Annotated in this window: 15 protein-coding genes; 6 read left to right on the forward strand and 9 right to left on the reverse strand. The window is 54.2% G+C overall.

Annotated features, from left to right (window positions below; genetic code table 11):
- Positions 1 to 642, reverse strand: a complete 642-nt coding sequence (locus ABHF33_RS07980) for a chemotaxis protein CheD (RefSeq protein WP_348946465.1) — start codon at positions 640 to 642, stop codon at positions 1 to 3.
- 193 nt (positions 643 to 835) lie between these two features.
- Between ABHF33_RS07980 and ABHF33_RS07985 the strand changes: the two genes are divergently transcribed.
- Complete coding sequence (locus ABHF33_RS07985; protein WP_348946466.1) at positions 836 to 1,519, forward strand: TIGR02117 family protein; 684 nt, start codon at positions 836 to 838, stop codon at positions 1,517 to 1,519.
- 26 nt (positions 1,520 to 1,545) lie between these two features.
- On the opposite strand, the gene zigA is transcribed toward ABHF33_RS07985, so the two are convergent.
- Together zigA and ABHF33_RS07995 are read right to left on the reverse strand one after the other, a co-directional pair.
- Positions 1,546 to 2,763: a zinc metallochaperone GTPase ZigA gene (gene zigA, locus ABHF33_RS07990; protein ID WP_348946467.1), complete on the reverse strand. Its 1,218-nt coding sequence runs from the start codon at positions 2,761 to 2,763 to the stop codon at positions 1,546 to 1,548.
- A 153-nt stretch (positions 2,764 to 2,916) separates the two neighbouring features.
- Positions 2,917 to 3,519 (reverse strand): FMN-dependent NADH-azoreductase, encoded by a 603-nt coding sequence (locus ABHF33_RS07995; RefSeq protein ID WP_348946468.1) that lies wholly within the window; start codon positions 3,517 to 3,519, stop codon positions 2,917 to 2,919.
- A 97-nt stretch (positions 3,520 to 3,616) separates the two neighbouring features.
- Here ABHF33_RS07995 and ABHF33_RS08000 point away from each other — a divergent pair, with 97 nt between their 5' ends.
- Positions 3,617 to 4,528, forward strand: coding sequence for a LysR substrate-binding domain-containing protein (locus ABHF33_RS08000; protein WP_348946470.1), 912 nt, complete (start codon positions 3,617 to 3,619; stop codon positions 4,526 to 4,528).
- Positions 4,529 to 4,539: 11 nt separating this feature from the next.
- On the opposite strand, the gene ABHF33_RS08005 is transcribed toward ABHF33_RS08000, so the two are convergent.
- Positions 4,540 to 5,274: a substrate-binding periplasmic protein gene (locus ABHF33_RS08005; RefSeq protein ID WP_348946471.1), complete on the reverse strand. Its 735-nt coding sequence runs from the start codon at positions 5,272 to 5,274 to the stop codon at positions 4,540 to 4,542.
- 186 nt (positions 5,275 to 5,460) lie between these two features.
- Between ABHF33_RS08005 and ABHF33_RS08010 the strand changes: the two genes are divergently transcribed.
- Positions 5,461 to 6,942 carry an amino acid permease gene (locus tag ABHF33_RS08010; protein ID WP_348946472.1) on the forward strand — a complete coding sequence of 494 codons (1,482 nt, stop codon included), beginning with the start codon at positions 5,461 to 5,463 and terminating at the stop codon, positions 6,940 to 6,942.
- Positions 6,943 to 7,045: 103 nt separating this feature from the next.
- On the opposite strand, the gene ABHF33_RS08015 is transcribed toward ABHF33_RS08010, so the two are convergent.
- Positions 7,046 to 7,885, reverse strand: coding sequence for a substrate-binding periplasmic protein (locus tag ABHF33_RS08015; protein ID WP_348946473.1), 840 nt, complete (start codon positions 7,883 to 7,885; stop codon positions 7,046 to 7,048).
- Between the two features lie 126 nt (positions 7,886 to 8,011).
- Between ABHF33_RS08015 and ABHF33_RS08020 the strand changes: the two genes are divergently transcribed.
- Positions 8,012 to 9,010, forward strand: a complete 999-nt coding sequence (locus tag ABHF33_RS08020; RefSeq protein WP_348946474.1) for a hypothetical protein — start codon at positions 8,012 to 8,014, stop codon at positions 9,008 to 9,010.
- 129 nt (positions 9,011 to 9,139) lie between these two features.
- Here ABHF33_RS08020 and ABHF33_RS08025 read toward each other — a convergent pair whose 3' ends face one another.
- The gene (locus ABHF33_RS08025) at positions 9,140 to 9,469 is read right to left on the reverse strand and encodes a DMT family transporter (RefSeq protein ID WP_348946475.1); all 330 of its coding nucleotides are present in this window, start codon (positions 9,467 to 9,469) and stop codon (positions 9,140 to 9,142) included.
- Between the two features lie 272 nt (positions 9,470 to 9,741).
- Here ABHF33_RS08025 and ABHF33_RS08030 point away from each other — a divergent pair, with 272 nt between their 5' ends.
- Together ABHF33_RS08030 and ABHF33_RS08035 are read left to right on the forward strand one after the other, a co-directional pair.
- Complete coding sequence (locus ABHF33_RS08030) at positions 9,742 to 11,262, forward strand: methyl-accepting chemotaxis protein (protein ID WP_348946476.1); 1,521 nt, start codon at positions 9,742 to 9,744, stop codon at positions 11,260 to 11,262.
- A 137-nt stretch (positions 11,263 to 11,399) separates the two neighbouring features.
- Positions 11,400 to 11,609, forward strand: coding sequence for a hypothetical protein (locus ABHF33_RS08035; protein ID WP_348946478.1), 210 nt, complete (start codon positions 11,400 to 11,402; stop codon positions 11,607 to 11,609).
- Between the two features lie 132 nt (positions 11,610 to 11,741).
- Here ABHF33_RS08035 and ABHF33_RS08040 read toward each other — a convergent pair whose 3' ends face one another.
- The 3 genes from ABHF33_RS08040 to ABHF33_RS08050 form a co-directional block, all read right to left on the reverse strand.
- Positions 11,742 to 12,512: an inositol monophosphatase family protein gene (locus tag ABHF33_RS08040; protein ID WP_348946615.1), complete on the reverse strand. Its 771-nt coding sequence runs from the start codon at positions 12,510 to 12,512 to the stop codon at positions 11,742 to 11,744.
- Positions 12,513 to 12,781: 269 nt separating this feature from the next.
- Positions 12,782 to 15,256, reverse strand: coding sequence for a phosphoketolase family protein (locus ABHF33_RS08045; protein WP_348946479.1), 2,475 nt, complete (start codon positions 15,254 to 15,256; stop codon positions 12,782 to 12,784).
- A 431-nt stretch (positions 15,257 to 15,687) separates the two neighbouring features.
- Entirely contained in the window at positions 15,688 to 17,088 is a 1,401-nt protein-coding gene (locus tag ABHF33_RS08050; RefSeq protein ID WP_348946480.1) for a sodium:proton antiporter, read from the reverse strand.
- Positions 17,089 to 17,167: the final 79 nt, after the last annotated feature.

Consider the following 17,167-nt stretch of genomic DNA (forward strand, 5'->3'; position numbering starts at 1 on the left):
CTAGAAGTAATCAATCTTGGTCACGCGCTGCGCTTGCTGCAATTGTGCAGCGTATTGCAGCTCGGCCTTACCCAGCTCGCGGCTGCGGGCGGCGTGTGCGCTAAAGCGGCGACAAAATACATCGCCGGTCGACGGCTCAAAAATCACCTGCCGCGCCCATTTGCCACCCAGATCACTGGCGACCAGCGGTATTTTCTCGTTGCGTAACCAGCTTTCGGTAAATTCGATATTGGCCTGACCCACAGTCGGGCGCTGGTTCATATCCAGCACATCGCCGCCGCCAAACGCTTTGGCGAGCAAATGATGCTTGAGCGCGCCCGCCTTCATCATCGCGTTGACCAGCACTTCCATCGACGCCATGCCGGAAAAATAGCCGTCCAGATCATCCTTGCTATGGCGTAGCGGCACCATGAAATGATTCATGCCGATCAGCCTGCTGTGCGGATCAAACAGACACACCGCGATGCACGAGCCCAGCGTGGTTTTAATTGGGCAACGGTGATGCACGGCCACTTCGCCCGCCACAATCGAATGCGCCAGCTTGCCCAGATGGTGAGGCTGCAGATTGCCATACATGGGCTCGTGCAGGCGGCGCAGCGCAGGCTCTTCGATATGCAGCCAGGTTGGGGTGGGCAAAGTCATGGCAGATGTCAGACTAGAGGCAATGTTTTAACTTAGCTTGCCAGCCCCAATTAGGCAGCCTTTTTGCCGAAAAATCTGCTGAGCCCCCCGCACCTTGTACCTGCGCTCAACACGCAGGCACCCACCGTAACATCGCCTTCATGGACACTGCTTTTGCCCGCATTTATGCTGCTGGCTTCAAGTGTGAGTGCCCATGTTGACCCAATTCAAACGCGACTTATCCCAACGCATCAAGCGGATCGGCCAGATCATCGCTGCGCTGGCTTTGTATGCACTCCTGTACGCACTGCCACCTCTGGCGCGCGCAGAAACTGCACTGAATCAGCAGACCGTGTATGTGGTCAATAATGGCTGGCATACCGGCCTGATCGTGCCTGCGGCACCGTTTAAACAACGCTTTCCTGCGCTGCAAAAACGCTTTGCAGCGGCCAGTCATTTTGAAATTGGCTGGGGGGACAAGGGGTTTTATCAGGCGAGAGAAATCACCGCCAAAATCACGCTCAAGGCCATGTTTGGCCTCTCTGGCTCGATTATGCATATTGTCGGACTCACCAATACCCCAGCCAAGTATGCCACCAAAGAGCAAATCAAACCTTTATGTCTGAGCAATACCCAACTGGAGCAGCTTAACGCAGCGATTAGCGAGAGTCTGGCACTGAACGCGCAGCAAGACGTGCAGCCACTGGGGCCGGGGTTGTATGGCGATAGCGAATTTTATGCCGCCGTCGGCAACTATTACCTGCTGAACACCTGCAATAGCTGGACGGCCCAGCGCTTGAGCCGCGCCGGGCTGCCGGTCTGGAGTCGTTTTAAACTCACTGCGAGCAGCGTCATGGATGCGATTGCCGATCTGCCGGGGCAGTGTATTCCCAAGTAGGCACACACTAGGGCATGCCGTTCGATTTACGCCGGTACAGCCTCGGGTTCATCGGCGACGACACCCCACGCCGGGAATGGGTCAGGGTAGTTGCTCCAATCTTTACTGGCCAATTCGGCGTCGGTTAGCAGACAGGCATTCAGTCGTGATTTGAGCAAATCTTCGTCCATCTCTATGCCAATAAACACGATTTGCTGCTTACGGTCGCCAAAATCGTCATCCCAATTATCGGCAATCGCATCAAGCGCATCGTCGTCTTGCGGCCAATGCGCTTTCGGCACGCTGGCCCACCAGTAGCCACCAGCGCCATGGCGACACGCCCCACCGGCTTGTGACCAGCTACCGGCAAAACTCGGGCGGCTCGCCAACCAGAAAAAACCTTTTGAGCGCAACACGCCGTCCCATTCGCTGTGAATCAGATCCCAGAAACGCTGCGGGTGCAGCGGGCGGCGCGCATTCCAGACAAAGCTGCTAATGCCATATTCTTCGGTTTCTGGCACTTTTACAGCAGGTTCACCACGCAATTGGGCCAGCCAGCCCGGTGCGTTGGCGGCTTCGTCAAAGTCAAAACGGCCGGTTCCCAAAATTGCATTCAGTGGCACTTCGCCGTTTTCAGCGACCCATTGCACTGCACGTGGATTAAGCGCGGCCAGAATGCTTTGCAATTGCTCCAGCTGCTCAGCGCTGACCAGGTCTGGCTTGCTAATCACCAGCACATCACAAAATTCGACTTGCTCGACCAGCAAATCCACCACGGTGCGATCGTCTTCTTCACCAGCGGTTTCGCCCCGTTCGGCCAGCAAATCGCCTCCCGCGTAATCGCGCAAAAAGTTAAACGCATCGACCACCGTCACCATTGTATCGAGCTGCGCCAGATCAGATAGCGATTGGCCTTGCTCGTCGCGGAAGGTAAATGTCTCGGCCACCGGCAAAGGCTCGGCAATACCGGTGGATTCGATCAGCAGATAATCAAAGCGATCTTCTTTGGCCAAACGCGCCACTTCTTCGAGCAAATCCTCGCGCAGCGTGCAGCAAATACAGCCATTGCTCATTTCCACCAGACGCTCTTCACCGCGCGCAAAGCCGCCCTGATGGATCAGCTCGCCGTCGATATTCACATCCGATAGATCATTCACAATCACCGCCACGCGCAGGCCGGCGCGGTTTTTCAGCACGTGATTCATCAAGGTGGTTTTACCTGCGCCCAGAAAGCCGGATAAAACGGTGACAGTTAGTTTTTTCATGCTACGGCTCCGCCAAAAAAGCCATTAGCATAGACAATTGCAACATGGTTGCGCAACTTTGTTGCAAATAGGGGCATAAAAAAACGGCCAATTCAATACTAAAATTGGCCGTTTTTAATTGCAAATAGCAACTTTAAATGATTTTTAGCTCATTTAGGCCGCAATTTCACTCAATTGCGCACGCGCAGCCGCCAGCGCGGGATCACGCACTTCGGGGCCCATCGCCAAGCCTTCGGCGGCAATCACGCGAATATCGCTAATGCCCAAAAAGCCCAGCAAGACGCGCAGGTAATCAATGTGCGCAATGCCGGTCGGCGTGCCCGCATGCTGGCCGCCTGCGGTCGCAACAATCACCGCGCGTTTGTCACCAGCCAGGCCTTCTGCACCGTTAGGGCCGTATTTGAACGTTACACCCGCCACGCTAATCATATCGATCCACGCTTTAAGCTGGCTGGGGATCGAGAAGTTGTACATTGGCGCGCCAATCACCAGCACGTCGGCAGCTAAAAACTCGGCCATCACCGCCTCGGCGATACTAACCTGATGCACTTGTTGCGCGTTGCGTTGTTGCTCGGGCGTACCTTTGGCGGCCAGTAATTGGCCATCCAGATGCAAAGTCGCCGAGCTGGTCACATCGCGGTAAGTCACATTCAGCGCTGGCTCGGCCAGACGGATACTTTCAACGACTTCTTTACTCAGCTGGCGTGATACCGAGTGATCACCCAGGATGCTGGAATCGATATGGAGCAGGTTCATGATGCTTTCCTTTTTGGTGCAATGTTTTGATGTGCTCATCTTATATTTGGCGCAAAATAGGCACTAGATAGCAAAATCAGGAAGGATCGTTCTATTTATGACGCCAATCTGTGCAGACTTTAACGATTATGTGTATTTCGCCCGCGTGATCGAATTTGGCGGTTTTTCTGCGGCGGCGCGGCAATTGGGGATACCCAAATCGCGCCTGTCGCGGCGGATTGCCGGACTGGAAGAACGCCTTGGCGTACGCCTGCTCCAGCGCAGCACACGCAAGCTGACACTCACCGACGTTGGGCAGAAATTTCTAGGTCACTGTCAGGCTTTGCTACGCGAAGCCGAGGCTGCCGAATGTGTGGTGGCCAGCCAGCGCATCGAACCGGCTGGCCGGGTCAGGCTAAGCATGCCGCCCGCGATGATGGACGGACTGAGCCAAACCTTGCTGCGCTATATCAGCGAAAATCCGAAAGTGGTGCTTGAAACCATCGCAACACCGCGCCGGGTTGATCTGCTGGAAGAAAATATCGATGTTGCACTGCGCGTACGCGCCACCGACGATGAAGATTTGCAATGGGCCACCCGGCGTTTGCGCCCCAGCCAGATCAAGCTGGTGGCCAGCCCCGCACTGATCGCCAGACTGGGTGGCATTAACACACCGGGCGCACTGGCGATGGCACCGGCACTGGGCATGCTGGGGCCCGACCAGCGCATTCATTGGCGGCTGGTCAACGCGGCCGGAGAAAGCCGCGAATTTATCCTGCCACCTCGGCTGGCCACCGAGCATTTCGGCCTCAGGCGACAAGCTGCCATTGCCGGACTGGGCGTCACCATTCTGCCCGCTGACGCCGTGGTAGCCGATCTGGCCAGTGGCGATCTAGTGGAAGTGCTACCCGACTGGCATTTCCCACTCGGCCACGTGCAAGCGGTGTATGTCAGCCAGCGCGGCCTAGCGCCAGCAGTTCGCACATTGCTCGACATTCTGGCCGAAGAGCTGGGCACGACGCCAATCTGATTCGGAAACAACTAATCGAGCGCTGCGGCGCGTTTTTTCAGTAGCTTGATGGTCTCGGGCTTACTGGAACTGTTGATGGCGATATACAGATTGCTGTCGAGTTCGAGCAAAGGATAGGCAATGCTGACGCGTTCGGGTTTTTCGTTGAGCTGGGCGAGTTTGCTGTGGATACCGATTTCGGTGAGGATGGCCAGATCGCAGCGCCCGGCAAGGAATTTCTTCAGGTTGGCCGTTGAATCGGGCGCCAGATCAATGCGCCCAAACCGCTGGCTTTGCAGGTATTCGGCCCGGTAGTCGCCGCGCACGGCGCAGACGCGGTATTTTTTAGCGCTGGCCAGATTATTCACCCGGATATCGGTGCGCTCACTAAGCCGGTAAAAATAGACGCTGGCATCGTATAGCCGGTACAGATAAGTCAGCCGCGCTTCACGCTCCGGAGTTTTGGCAATCGGGTAAATCAGGACATTGGGCTGGCTCATCGCCTCTTTATAGGCGCGTACCCAAGGCTGGACTTTGATATCGCGGGCTGAATAGCCGATTGATTGCAAAAAGCGCTGCAGCCTAGGCTTGGTCAGGCCGCCAACCTGGCCTTGTTCGTCCACGGTGACGTACGGCGGATCGTTTTCGGTATAAATGGTCAGCTCGGGCAAGTCAGCTGCCTGTACCGTGCTGCTGCCATACAGCAATACGCCGGCGCCCAGAACAGCCATCAGGCCTGATCGTAGCAGCGATACTTCAGGCAACATAAAACCTCCAAACAAGCCTAAAAATCAGATCATGAGCAAGCCTGAAAATCGGCTTGAACTATAGTCAGCTATCAGGGCATTCACAAGGCTGGGGCTTTATTCTAGGGGATAGCCACAAACGACAATTCCCACAGTTTAGGGCATCATCATTGCTTATTTTTTAATCAAATTACTGAAGCAGAAACGATGAGCACCACTTCACCTCCGGGTACTTTGCGGCGCAATTTAAAAGCGCGCCATCTTTCCATGATTGCAATCGGCGGCTCAATCGGCACCGGGCTGTTTGTCGCCTCAGGTGCAACCATTGCACAAGCAGGGCCGGGCGGAGCCATTGCCGCCTACCTGCTGATTGGCCTGATGGTGTATTTTCTAATGACCAGCTTAGGCGAGCTGGCGGCGTATATGCCGGTTTCGGGCTCGTTTGCCACTTACGGCGCACGCTTTGTTGATCCCGGCTTTGGCTTCGCGCTGGGCTGGAATTACTGGTACAACTGGGCGGTAACGATTGCCGTCGAGCTGGTCGCAGCGCAGCTGATTATGGCGTTCTGGTTTCCCGATGTGCCGGGCATTTACTGGAGTGGTCTGTTTTTAGCCGTGATGTTTGCGCTCAATGTCATCTCGGTGCGCGGCTTTGGCGAGGCCGAATTCTGGTGCTCGCTAATCAAGGTAGTGACGGTGATCGTGTTTATTGTGACTGGCGTACTGATGATCGCCGGCATTATGCACGGCGGCGAACAGGCTGGCTGGCATAACTTCACGACAGGCGATGCGCCTTTTGTGGGTGGCTTGCCTGCGATGATCGGTGTAATGATGGTGGCCGGGTTTTCATTCCAGGGCACCGAGCTGATCGGCGTCGCGGCGGGTGAAGCAGAAAACCCGCACCGTGCGATTCCGCGCGCGATTCGCCAAGTGTTTTGGCGTATTTTGCTATTTTATGTGATTGCGATTTTCCTGATCGGCATGCTGATTCCGTACACCGATCCACATTTGCTCAAGAACGACATCGCCGATATTGGCCTGAGCCCATTTACGCTGGTGTTCCAGAATGCAGGTTTAGCCTTCTCGGCAGCGCTGATGAACGCGGTGATTTTGACGGCGATTATTTCGGCGGGTAACTCGGGCATGTACGCGTCAACGCGCATGCTGTATACGCTGGCGACGCAAGGCTTGGCGCCCAAAATCTTTGGCAAACTGGCCAATAATGGCGTACCGCGCAATGCGCTGTATGCAACTACAGCGGTCGGCATGCTGTGCTTTCTGACTGCGCTGGGCGAAGATAAAACCGTGTATCTATGGCTCTTGAATATGTCGGGGATGACCGGCTTTATTGCCTGGCTCGGTATCGCGGTGAGCCACTTTCGCTTCCGTCAGGGCTTTTTGGCGCAAGGCCACTCCTTGGATGAGCTGCCGTATCAATCGCCGTTCTTTCCCTACGGGCCGCTGTTTGCATTTGCGCTGTGTGTGCTGGTGATGCTGGGGCAGAATTACCAGGCGTTTATGGCGGGAAATATCGACTGGATCGGCGTGATTGCCACGTATATTGGCATCCCGATGTTTTTCGCCATCTGGTTCGGCTATCGCATCAAGTACAAAACGCGGTTTGTGAAAAACCATGAAATGAGTTTTGCCGATGCCAACGAAGCCCTGCTGCACGGGGAAAAACGCTAAATCCTGGGTATGTTACCGCAACCATTACTAAGATTGAGCTGCGGACATATACATGCAGCAGGTATTCAGAAGCCCCGTATTCCGGGGTTTCTGCCATTTGGTCTTAGTTGTTTTCGGGGATTTTAGGCATGTCGATACTGTAATATTGCTTGTAAAGTTTTGCCGTAAAACCATCTTTACTCAGCTGCAAAACCGCCTGGCTAAAGCGCCCAAGTGGCGAATCAAGAGCAAGCTTGATTGGATCATTCTCGACAGAAATTTCGTGAAATGGGTCAAACTCCGGGTTAGGAATATAGCGGGCGTTTTTGCTTTTGCGTGAGACTCCCATCGTGAAATGACTGGGACCACCACAGCAATTGGGATGGAGCATCAATCGGTCTTTTTTTGGATAGTCTTTCAAATAAAAACTCAAGGAGCTCAATTCGTCGACATACACATCGCCCTTTCCTTCTTCAATAAATTCGATGCCTTTTGCAACCTCTAGCTCGGGTGGAGTACGAAGATTGATGCCATATTGAATGGCATGCTTGTAAGCACCGCCCATCGCCATAATCAGTGTTTTACCTCGCATGCTTTGCAATGAGCTCATCAGCGGCAAACCACTACGAGTGAGCGCCACCTGCTGCGAAGGCAAACCATTGGGAACAAAGAAGAAATCTTTAGCACGCTCAGGCGAAAAAATGAGTCCCGGATAGAAATCAATCCTGCCATTTTTGACCGACTCCATAATCCGATTTTTCGGTTCACGGATCACTTTCAGCTGGCAGCCGATGCGCCGACTGGCCTCGGCATATAATTCTAGATAAAGCCCTGAGTTATTGGGCGCAGCCTCAATATAAGGCAGTCGATCCGTAGTGCGATACCCCATAATCAAGGTACAGTCTTGGGCCTCGGCCAAACGGGTCAGCATTAAAATAGTAAAGAAAATCAAGCAGCGGTCCATGAGAGCCCCCTCCCGCACTTCGACCTGACCAAGTGTTGTGCAGCAAAAATCAAGTTTAGCCCTGATTTATCAACTTGGCACGGCTTATGCACGGCAATGACTTCTACCCTTGCCAGGAGTAAAGCCATGCATATTTTGTCCAGCCAATTGCAACTGAGCAGCGCGCACGAGGCGCAGAGCGAGCGCTGGCTCAGCAGCGAAATCACACTATCGAAGCAGCCCAGCTTCAGCAGCCTGCTGGCACAAGTCAAAGCCGAAATAGGCAGTAATCCGGCCACACCAGCAGCCACGGCGGCAGCCGACACCGAGGCGGCACTGGAAGCCAAGCGCAAGCGTTTTCAGTCTTTGCTCGCCCTCCTGTTTGGCGATCACTCGCCTTGTCAGGCCAAGCCCATCACCCCGCTACCCACCACCGACCTCGGCAACACAGGCACAGCACCAGCAGCGCCGCAATGGCTGGAGACCACCACTCGGGTACATGTGCGCGAAAGCGAATCGTGCAGCATGAATGCGGTCGGCAAAGTTTGCCTTGCCGATGGCAGCCAGCGGCAATTTGCGGTGGATTACACACTGCGGCGCGAGGCCAGCTATAGCAGCGTGACCAGCACCAGCAGCGTTCTGCGCGACCCGCTGGTGCTTGATTTTGGCGCGCCTAGCATGGCGCTTAATCAAGACACGGTGAATTTTGATCTGAATGCCGATGGCCAAGCCGAAGCGCTGCGCCTGCCGCAAGCCGAGCTGCTGTTTGTCGATCGCAACCAGAATGGCCAAGCGGACGATGGCACCGAGCTGTTTGGCGCACAAAGCGGCAATGGCTTTGCCGAGCTGGCGCTGCTTGATCGTGATGGCAATGGCTGGCTCGATAGCGGCGACGCCGCATTTGAGCAGCTCAAGCTATGGCATAGCGGCAGCGATCAGGTACGCAGCCTGAATCAGGCTGGCGTAGGCGCGATTTCGGTGCAATCGGTGTCCACGCCTTTTAGCGAAAAAGCCGCCGATGTCGTGCTGGCCCAACTGCGCGCCAGCGGCGTCTGGCTGGGCGAGCAGGGTGGCGCTGGCACGGTGCGACAGATTGATTTAAATACCGATCTGGATCGGCGAACCCAAGTCACGCAAAAGGCCTAAGCGCTGCGTCATCCATCGCCCCGATGGATGACGGCTCCTTTTTCATGCTTCGTTTAGTCAATGGGGTATATCAATGTAGATCAATATGAGCATTGCCTACACGCCAATACCACAGCCAGTATATCGAGCTTAATGCACGGCGGTTTTGGAAAACAGATTAATCACCAGCACCCCGCTGATAATCAGCGCAATGCCCACCATCGCCGGCAGATCCAGGCTTTGGCGATACAGCAACCAGCCGACCATGCTGACCAAGACAATCCCCACGCCAGACCACAGCGCATAGGCTATTCCCAGCGGGATGCTGCGCAGCGTGAGCGACAAAAAATAAAACGCCGTGCCATAGCCTGCCACAACCAGCAGCGACGGTAATAGACGGCTAAAGCCCGCCGTGGCCTTGAGCGCCGAGGTGGCGATCACCTCGGCAATAATCGCGATGGCCAGATATAGCCAGTTCATAAGCGCTCCTGATTCACACTGCGTACAACTGCGATCATCTACCGGTATATGGCTGCATGCCACGCAAATACTACCATTGCAGCGCATACACTTGGCGGTATTTCGACTCTGCCATCTCACCGACACGATTTACAGCGCTCGACGTGCAGGTGGTGACAGCTGGCCTGTGGTGATCGTGACACGACTCTGTCAGCAAAGAGCGGCGGATTTTCTATACTCCATGAGCGCTTGCTAATCCGGGTGGCTATCGCAATCAAACTAAGGGGTTTTGTATGGCATGGTTTTCCAATCTTCGTCTGATGAGCAAATTGATCGTCTCCTTCCTGGTGGTCGCCACCATTGCCTTGCTGATTGGCGGCATCGCCGTCAAGGAACTGAAGGTGATGACACATTTGATGTCCAGCATGTACGCCGACCGGCTGGTGCCGATTCGTGATCTGTCCAAGGTGGAGACACAAAATCTGCACCACTATCGCCGCCTCTACGTGGCCATCATGTTCCAGAACAGAGAGCGCACGCTTGATCTGGTCAAACAGAATACCGACACCGAACAAGCACTGGACAGCCTGTTTACCGCCTATGAAAACACCCTGCTGATCGATGAAGAAAAGCGCCTGATCACCGTATACAAGCAGCAATTACCCGCCTATCGTGCGTCGGCCAAAAAAGTCACCGATCTGCTGCTGGCCGAGCAGCCAGCCGAAGCGCAAAGCGTGCTGAGCAATGAAACGCGGCCACTGTACGACGCGCTGGCGGCGACCATCGGCAAGCTGATCAAGGTCAATGACGACTACGCCACGCAGATCGACCAGGAATCCCGCAGCACCGCCGAGCAAATGGTGCAGCTGATGGTAGGCCTGATGCTGGGTGGCTTTGTGCTGGCAGTCGTGATCGGCCTGTTTGTCACCCGCATGATTATGCGTCAGGTGGGCGGCGAGCCCAGCGAAGCCGTTGCCGTGTTGCAGCGAGTGGCGGACGGCGATCTGACTGTGCGCGTGAATCTGAACGCCAACGATCACAGCTCGATGCTCTTTAGCATCCAGCAAATGGTCAGCAAGCTGACCAGCGTGATTGGCGAAGTCACCCAGTCGGCCAATGCGCTGGCGTCAGCATCCGAAGAAGTCAGCGCCTCGGCGCAAACACTGAGCCAGAATTCGTCCGAACAGGCGGCCAGCGTCGAGCAGACCAGCGCGGCGGTCGAAGAAATCACCTCAACCATTTCGCAAAATGCCGACAATGCCCGCATTACCGACGGCATGGCGAGCAAATCGGCCAGCGACGCGGGTGATGGCGGCGAAGCGGTGAAAAAAACCGTCGTCGCCATGCAGCAGATCGCCAATAAAATCAGCATTGTTGACGATATTGCCTACCAGACCAATCTGCTGGCACTCAATGCCGCGATTGAAGCGGCACGCGCAGGCGAGCACGGCAAAGGCTTTGCGGTGGTCGCAGCCGAAGTGCGCAAGCTGGCCGAACGCAGCCAGATTGCGGCCCAGGAAATCAGCGAGCTGGCGAGCAATAGCGTGACACAGGCGCAAAATGCCGGACATTTGCTCGATGAAATGCTGCCATCAATCCGCAAAACGGCCGATCTGGTACAGGAAATCTCCGCCGCCTCGCGCGAGCAAAGCAATGGCATCGACCAGATCAATAGCGCGATTAACCAGTTGGCGCACACCACCCAGCTCAATGCCTCGTCATCGGAAGAACTCTCGGCCACCGCCGAAGAAATGAGCACGCAAGCGATCCATCTGCAAGAAACGGTGGGCTTTTTCCGCGTCGGCACCATCTAAACCCGGAGCTTGCTTTCAGCGCCCAGTCGCGAGCACTCGATTGGGCGCTAGAGCGCAGCAAACCTGAGCGCCATCGCAACCCACTGGTCGGGTTTGCTACGGTCAGATTTGCTACAATCGCGCTAAAGGAGAACAGCATGGGCATTAATCAAGCCAAGCAGGATGCCAAGGCACTCAAACAGGCGATGCAGGAAGCCGGGCATATGGAAGACGAGCTGATCAATGCGCAGCGGCGCAAAGCGCTGAACGAAGCACTGAGCCAGCGCAAACAAACCGGCCGCGAAGCTGCCGCGCAGCGCTATCTGGACAAGCAGGAAGTCGAACAGCTGAAACACAAAAAGAAATAAACTGCCAGCGTCTGTGGCGCACACACAGCGCTTGCCCAGTCAAATCGCTGAAGTCCGTAAATAGAATGGAATTTGCAATTCAAAGGGTATAGAGCCAGACAGCATACCCAACAAGACCCTCAAGCCTATACCCTACTTATTTTTCTGCACCCACGCCATCCAACTGGTAAACAGGCTGGGCGTTCGTGCGGCGATGGCGCTGCGGTGCCACGGATTTTCATCCCAGTAATCATCGTGAAACAGCGCGCCGACCTGGCCGCCCGATTCAAGCAGAATCAGCACGCCCGCCGCATAATCCCACAGCTTTTGCGCACCGTGCAGCATCACATCGGTGCGCCCGGCCGCCAGCCAGCACCAGTCGATGGTCGATGCGCCAAAATTGCGGTGGCTGTGATAGGGGTTGACGGTGACGACGCGCGTCGCCAGATGGCCCGACAGCCATTTGGTTTCAATCGACGCCATCGCGTGCTTGAGCACTTTATCATCACCCAGCAGCGGCAGACGCTCGCTATTGAGCCACGCGCCCTGCCCGGCTTCGGCGGCAAAGCATTCATCCAGCACCGGGATATACACCACGCCCAGCACCGGTCGATGCTCGCGATACAAGGCAATTGAGACGGCAAAGTAGGGCAGGCCATGCGCGAAATTGCTGGTGCCATCAATCGGATCGACAATCCACAGCCCGGCCGGATGCGCATGCCACAGCGCTTCCTGCTCGCTCTGGCTCATTTCTTCGCCCAGTACCGGGCAATCAACCAGCTGGGGCAGCAGGCGCTGCAAGGCGGTTTGCGCGGCCAGATCGGCTTCGGTGAACAGGCTGCCGTCGTGTTTGAGTTCGGCCACTACTTTTTGATAGCGCGGCATAATCTCGCTCGCGGCCACTTCGCGGGCGATCTGGATCAGGGCTTGCAATGAGGAGCTGGGAACTTTATTCACGAATCATCTCTTTGTGAGTACAACAGCAAAATCGCCCACGCAGTCCCGCCTTGCGTGGCGGAGTGGCCTTGGAACAAAACTTTTGTTCATCTACTGCCGGGGTACGACCTTGTAAAGGCATAGTTTACGGGGAATGCAGACCAAAAAAAACCCGCGCTGATGATTCAACGCGGGTTTCTCTATTCTGGATGATCCTATCCGTAGGGCAGGTTAGCGTAGCGTAACCCGCCGTATGATCAGTAAGGCCATTTCCAGTCTTTCACTTCTGGCATGTCATCGCCGTATTTCGCGATGTACTGAGCGTGTTCAACCAGTTTGTCGGTCAGTTTCTGACGAACATGTGCACCGATTTTTTGCAGTTTAGGTACACGGTCGATCACGTCGATAGCCAGGTTGAAGCGATCCAGCTGGTTCACCACAACCATGTCGAACGGCGTCGAAGTAGAACCTTCTTCGATGTAACCACGAGCATGGATGTTAGCGTGGCCGTTACGGCGGTAAGTCAGACGGTGGATCAACCATGGGTAGCCGTGGAAGGCAAACATCACTGGTTTGTCAGTCGTGAAGATCGCGTCGAATTCGCGGTCTGACAAGCCGTGTGGGTGCTCTTCTTCAGGTTGCAACGTCATCAAATCGCAAACGTTAACGAAGCGGATTTTCAGATCTGGGAAGTGTTGACGCAGCATATCAGTTGCAGCCAAAGCTTCCATCGTTGGGATTTCACCCGCACACGCCATCACTACATCTGGCTCGCCGTCTTGATCGTTTGATGCCCAATCCCAGATACCCAGACCTTTAGTTGCGTGTTTGATCGCTTGGTCCATAGTCAGGTATTGCAGCGCTGGCTGTTTACCGGCTACGACCACGTTCACATAGTGACGTGAACGCAATACGTGGTCAGTTACAGACAACAAGGTGTTCGCATCAGCTGGCAAGTAAACGCGGATCACTTCAGCTTTTTTGTTCACCACGTGATCGATAAAGCCTGGATCCTGGTGAGAGAAGCCGTTGTGGTCTTGACGCCATACGTGTGAAGTCAACAAGTAGTTCAACGATGGAATCGGTTTGCGCCAGTTGATGTGACGAGTTGTTTTCAGCCATTTAGCGTGCTGGTTAAACATTGAATCGATCACGTGGATGAACGCTTCGTAGCAGCTAAAGAAACCGTGACGACCAGTCAAGTTGTACGCTTCGAGCCAACCTTGGCAAGTGTGCTCAGACAAGATTTCCATTACGCGGCCATCTTGTTGCAGGTTGTCATTCTTGTTCACGCCGTCCACTTCAAAGTGGTTAGCCAACCAAGTTTTACCAGAGTACTCAATCGTAGCATTCCAGCGATTCGATGCAGTTTCATCTGGGCCGAAGATGCGGAAGTTTTTCTCAGCTTCGTTCTCTTTCATGATGTCGGCCAGGAAGTTGCCCATCACGCGAGTCATTTCAGCGTTTTCAGTACCTGGTTTGGCAAACTTCACTTCGTAGTTACGGAAGTCTGGCATTTTCAGGTCTTTAGACACTTGGCCGTGTACGACTGGGTTAGAGCCGATCCGTTTGATGCCTTTTGGTGCCAATGACACGATGTCTTCTTTGACAGAACCATCAGCATTGAACAATGTGTCTACATTGTATGAACGCATCCAGTTTTCCAAGTTGATCACATTCTCTCCATCGATATCAGAGAATGGCACTTGGTGGCTGCGCCAGTAATCCTCAACTTTCTTCCCTTTGATTTCTTTCGGGCCAGTCCAGCCTTTTGGCGTGCGCATTACAATCATTGGCCAACGTGGGCGAGTGATTGGTTTGCCAGCGTCTTTTTCAGCAATCGCAGCGGCGCGGATTGCAGCGAATTTGTCCATACACAAGTCCATTGCCGCAGCCATGTCTTGGTGGATTTGCACGAATGTTTCTGGCTTGTCGTTGAAGGTTTCGTTGGTCAATTCAACGAAGATTGGCTCGTAGCCGTAACCCGTGAACAATGCAGTCACTTCTTCTTTGTCCATACGGGCAAGAAGCGTTGGGTTGGCAATTTTGTAGCCGTTCAGGTGCAAGATTGGCAATACAAAACCGTCATTGATCGGGTGGATGTATTTAGTTGAGTGCCAAGAAGCAGCCAATGGGCCAGTTTCAGCTTCACCGTCACCCACTACAGCGATCACCACTTGGTCTGGATTGTCCAAAGCCGCGCCGTAAGCGTGTGATACTGAGTAACCCAACTCACCACCTTCGTGCATAGAACCTGGCGTTTCAGGTGCTACGTGCGATGGGATGCCGCGTGGGAAAGAGAATTGTTTGAACAGGCGTTGCATACCTGCTTCAGTACGGTCGATGCTTGGGAAGAACTCTTCGTAAGATCCTTCCAACCAAGTATTCGCAACGAAACCAGGACCACCATGGCCAGGGCCGGTGATGTAGATCATGTTGACTTCACGCTCGGTAATGATGCGGTTGGCGTGAGCGAAAATGAAGTTCAAACCAGGTGTAGTACCCCAGTGGCCCAACAAACGTGGCTTGATGTGCTCGCGTTTCAGCGGCAATTTCAGCATTGGGTTGTCGAGCAAGTAAATTTGACCAACAGACAAATAGTTCGCCGCTTGGAAATAGCGGTGCATTCTATCTAATACGCTTGGAGATAACGGTTGAGCCACGGTAACACCTCTTATATGGGTTGTGTTTGTGATTGCTGGGTAAAAGGCTTTTGCTTGCTTTCCCTTCACCCGATGAAGCCAGTATACGGAGTGCTGGCTGGCCGCTACTGATACAAATCAAATCCTGCGTCGGCTTTTAGGCCCCAGAAGCCCGAATGCTTGATACAGCGCAAAAATCCGGGCTATTTCTGTAATTTTATTACTTGGCCAGTGGCGTCTTTTGCCACCGGATACAACAAATTGCGCCAAAACTCATCCTGCCAAAATTGCACAATCGCGATTGCTGCATAGTTAGGGGCAAACGCAGCAGCAAGCCTGACGCACGAAAAGCCCCCACAAGCCGCCCACTCTATCGTTTACAAATTTCACTGCGATTGCTGTCGTAGAATACGAATTAAAATTGCAACTTGGCAAGGTAGTATTGCCGAGCATAAAAAAAGCCCACCATGGCTGGTGGGCTTGACTGAGCATTATTAGAGCGGACTAAGCCGTTAAAACGCTTAGTAGTGGAAAAACACCATCGTCATCACCACGCAGACCGGCAGTAATAGGCAAACCGACCAGGCCATATAGCCAAAGAAGCTTGGCATTTTGATGCCACGATCTTCCGCCACGGCTTTAACCATGAAGTTGGGCGCATTACCGATATAACTCATCGCGCCCATAAAGACCGAGCCGCAGGAAATGGCCAGCAAAGTCGTCGCCATCGGCCCCATCATATGCGCGGCGTCGCCGTGCGCCAGATTAAAGAACACCAGATACGTTGGGGCATTATCCAGAAAGGCCGATAGCAAACCGGTCATCCAGAAATACATCGCGTCATGCGGCGTACCATCGGCGTAGCTAACCAGCTTGACCAAGCTGGCCATCGCACCATCCGGGCCCGCCTTCAAAATGGCAATCGCCGGTGCCATGGCAATAAATATCCCGGCAAACAGCTTGGCCACTTCCAGAATCGGCCCCCAGTTAAAATCATTGCCCGCACGGACTTGTGCCGGGGTGATCTTGAGCGAGAGCAAGCCGATCAACAGCAGGCCAAAATCGCGAACCAGGTTTTGCAATTGCAGATGCGAACCCAGCACTTCAAAGCTCACACCCGGCTTCCAGATGCCGGACATCACCACCAGCGCAATAATGGCCCCCAGCAGGAAAAAATTGCGTTTGCCGTAGATTTTCAAAGCGCTATCCGGCGTTTTGTCTTTGGGCAACACGCCTTCTTTGTTGAAGTAGTAGCTGTCTATCGCGTAAAACATCGCCAGCAGCAGCGCGCTCATCAGCAACACCGGGCCTGCCATATGCTCGACAGTCCACATGAAATCCACGCCTTTCAAAAAGCCCAGAAACAAAGGCGGATCGCCCAGCGGCGTTAAACCACCGCCGACGTTAGCGACGAGGAAAATAAAAAACACCACCACATGCACATTGTGCACCCGATTATCGTTGGCTTTCAGAATCGGCCGGATCAGCAGCATGGCCGCGCCCGTCGTCCCCATCAATGAGGCCAGCACGGTGCCCAAAGCCAGAATACCGGTATTGAGCTTGGGCGAGCCATGCAGATTGCCCCAGACCAGAATCCCGCCCGACACGGTGTATAGCGCAAACAGAATCAAGATAAAGGGGATGTATTCTTCCAGAATCGCATGGGCAATCACGCCGATTGTTGGCCCGGCACCGGCGTATAGCGCAAATGGCAGCACAAACAAAGCGCCCCAGAAGGCCGCGACCTTACCAAAATTTTCGTGCCAGAAATGCGGTGCAAAAATCGGAAACAGCGCAATTGACAGCAATAGGCCGGCAAACGGAATCACCCAGGTCAGCGACATGCTGCTGCCATCCAGCCCCGCCGCCATTGCCACGCCGGGCAGCAGCGCCAGCAGGAGTAAAGCAGATTTAAACATCATTAAATATTCACCTACGAAATACCACATTAAGGTATATGGCTAGAGGCAACGTCCAGCAATACACTCAGAGACATACCCA

It is taken from the genome of Chitinibacter sp. FCG-7 (assembly GCF_040047665.1).
Taxonomy (GTDB): domain Bacteria; phylum Pseudomonadota; class Gammaproteobacteria; order Burkholderiales; family Chitinibacteraceae; genus Chitinibacter; species Chitinibacter mangrovi.

What these genes read in the sequence shown, in the direction of transcription:
- ABHF33_RS08010 (WP_348946472.1), top strand. Translation starts at nt 5,461, where the DNA reads ATGAGCACCACTTCACCTCCGGGTACTTTGCGGCGCAATTTAAAAGCG.
- ABHF33_RS07985 (WP_348946466.1), top strand. Translation starts at nt 836, where the DNA reads ATGTTGACCCAATTCAAACGCGACTTATCCCAACGCATCAAGCGGATC.
- ABHF33_RS07980 (WP_348946465.1), bottom strand. Translation starts at nt 642, where the DNA reads ATGACTTTGCCCACCCCAACCTGGCTGCATATCGAAGAGCCTGCGCTG.
- ABHF33_RS08050 (WP_348946480.1), bottom strand. Translation starts at nt 17,088, where the DNA reads ATGATGTTTAAATCTGCTTTACTCCTGCTGGCGCTGCTGCCCGGCGTG.
- ABHF33_RS08005 (WP_348946471.1), bottom strand. Translation starts at nt 5,274, where the DNA reads ATGTTGCCTGAAGTATCGCTGCTACGATCAGGCCTGATGGCTGTTCTG.
- ABHF33_RS08025 (WP_348946475.1), bottom strand. Translation starts at nt 9,469, where the DNA reads ATGAACTGGCTATATCTGGCCATCGCGATTATTGCCGAGGTGATCGCC.
- ABHF33_RS08015 (WP_348946473.1), bottom strand. Translation starts at nt 7,885, where the DNA reads ATGGACCGCTGCTTGATTTTCTTTACTATTTTAATGCTGACCCGTTTG.
- ABHF33_RS08000 (WP_348946470.1), top strand. Translation starts at nt 3,617, where the DNA reads ATGACGCCAATCTGTGCAGACTTTAACGATTATGTGTATTTCGCCCGC.
- zigA (WP_348946467.1), bottom strand. Translation starts at nt 2,763, where the DNA reads ATGAAAAAACTAACTGTCACCGTTTTATCCGGCTTTCTGGGCGCAGGT.
- ABHF33_RS08020 (WP_348946474.1), top strand. Translation starts at nt 8,012, where the DNA reads ATGCATATTTTGTCCAGCCAATTGCAACTGAGCAGCGCGCACGAGGCG.
- ABHF33_RS07995 (WP_348946468.1), bottom strand. Translation starts at nt 3,519, where the DNA reads ATGAACCTGCTCCATATCGATTCCAGCATCCTGGGTGATCACTCGGTA.
- ABHF33_RS08035 (WP_348946478.1), top strand. Translation starts at nt 11,400, where the DNA reads ATGGGCATTAATCAAGCCAAGCAGGATGCCAAGGCACTCAAACAGGCG.
- ABHF33_RS08030 (WP_348946476.1), top strand. Translation starts at nt 9,742, where the DNA reads ATGGCATGGTTTTCCAATCTTCGTCTGATGAGCAAATTGATCGTCTCC.